The sequence below is a fragment of the Pedobacter psychrophilus genome (assembly GCF_001652725.1).
GTDB classification, from domain to species: domain Bacteria; phylum Bacteroidota; class Bacteroidia; order Sphingobacteriales; family Sphingobacteriaceae; genus Pseudopedobacter; species Pseudopedobacter psychrophilus.
The window spans coordinates 1-1,859 of sequence record NZ_LWHJ01000010.1; the positions used below are offsets into that span (position 1 = coordinate 1).

The 1,859-nt window shown below is 35.2% G+C and carries 2 protein-coding genes; both read left to right on the forward strand.

Going from position 1 to position 1,859, the window contains the following annotated elements:
- A partial coding sequence (locus A5893_RS00410; RefSeq protein ID WP_198342231.1) for a DNA-methyltransferase occupies positions 1-996 on the forward strand: 996 nt, incomplete at its 5' end.
- Positions 956-1,735 carry a PmeII family type II restriction endonuclease gene (locus A5893_RS00415; RefSeq protein ID WP_068820566.1) on the forward strand — a complete coding sequence of 260 codons (780 nt, stop codon included), beginning with the start codon at positions 956-958 and terminating at the stop codon, positions 1,733-1,735. The genes A5893_RS00410 and A5893_RS00415, both read left to right, overlap by 41 nt.
- Positions 1,736-1,859: the final 124 nt, after the last annotated feature.

Sequence of the window (1,859 nt, forward strand, 5' to 3'; positions counted from 1 at the left end):
ACAAATTCGCCAATCGTTATGCGTCACCCTACCGACCAGTACCAAAGTAGCAGGCAGACAAATAACGAAACAAAAATCAAGCTTATTTTGCGTAAATTTGTAGTAAGACACATAGAAATGGAAATAAGAACAGATTTATTTTTGGGTGACAGCAAAGAAGTTTTAAAGAAACTTCCCGATAATTCTGTTGATCTTATCGCAACATCACCACCTTACGCCGACCAAAGAAAAGGAACTTATGGTGGCATACATCCCGACAAATACGTTGAATGGTTTTTGCCGATTTCGGAACAATTATTTAGAGTTTTAAAGCCTACGGGAACTTTCATCTTAAATATAAAGGAAAAAGTTGTTGATGGCGAACGGAGCATTTACGTGATGGAATTAATTATTGCGATGAGGAAGCAGGGTTGGTTGTGGACCGAAGAATTTATTTGGCATAAAAAGAACTCTTTTCCAGGAAAGTGGCCAAATCGTTTTAGAGATAGTTGGGAAAGACTTTTGCAATTCAATAAAAGTAAAAACTTCAATATGTATCAAGACGAAGTCAAAGTACCTATTGGAGATTGGGCAAAAGGAAGGCTAAAAAATTTAAGTGAAACGGACAAAATCCGAGATAATGCTAAAAATGGAAGTGGCTTCGGCAAGAATGTTTCTAATTGGTTAGGAAAAGAAACTGTGTTCCCGACAAACGTTTTGCATTTGGCTACAGAATGTAATAATAAAAATCATAGTGCTGCTTTTCCAGAGGAATTACCAGAATGGTTTATAAAATTATTTACAAAACAAGAAGATACAGTTTTAGACCCGTTTGTTGGTTCGGGAACAACTTTGTTCGTCTCAAAAAGAATGAGGCGTCATTCTATCGGAATTGATATCACGCCAGAATATTATGAAATGATAAAAAGCCAAATCAACCCTGTAGAATTATATTTGTTAGAGCCTAAAGTAAAATATGGAGAAGCTAAACCTAAAAGACGTTACGCAATACGTTGAGAAAAATATTGGAACGTTTCACGAAAAACGTATCCAAAGTCTTGATGGCTTAAAACTCATTAAAGTTTTAAAAAGAAAAAATCCTTACCTATTTAAGGCAAAATATGTATTGACCGCTGAAAAAATAATTAACGGAATAGTTGATGCCCATATATCATCAAACGAAGAAACAATTTTTGGTGATTGGCTAGAAGGGCTTGCTATTTTTATCAACGGCAAAGTTTATAATGGACGTAAATCAGGTATTCCAAATATTGACCTTGAATTTGACAATAATGATACACGTTACATAGTTACTATAAAATCAGGGCCAAATTGGGGTAACAGTTCCCAAATTAAAAAATTGGCTTCAGACTTTAAAACAGCAAAAAAGACTTTAAGAACAAGCAACTCAAAACTAAATATTGTAGCAGTAAATGGCTGTTGCTATGGAAGAGACAACAACCCCGACAAAGGGGATTATTTTAAATACTGCGGTCAAAAGTTTTGGGAATTTATTTCAGGTGACCCTAATTTATATACAGAGCTTATCGAGCCATTAGGACATAAAGCGAAAGAGAGAAATGACGACTTTGTTCAGTCTTACTCACAGATGATTAATAAATTCACTAAGGAGTTTACAACAGACTTTTGTGATGAAGATGGTGCTATAAAATGGAAAGAAATTGTCGAATTAAATTCAGCTACTGTTGCGCCGTCAAAACAAAAAGCAAATCCCGCAAAAAGGGCGAACGCATAACAAGGTATTGGCATAATGGCGGGTGACGTACTTCGATTGAACATTTTTGCAAAGTTCAAGTTTTGTTCTTCGATTGAATTTTATTGCTAATAATCCGCCACTACGCCAATACCTAAACCGTTAT

Bases quoted from the DNA above. Each gene is read 5' to 3' on its own strand.
- A5893_RS00415 (WP_068820566.1), top strand. From the start codon at position 956: ATGGAGAAGCTAAACCTAAAAGACGTTACGCAATACGTTGAGAAAAAT.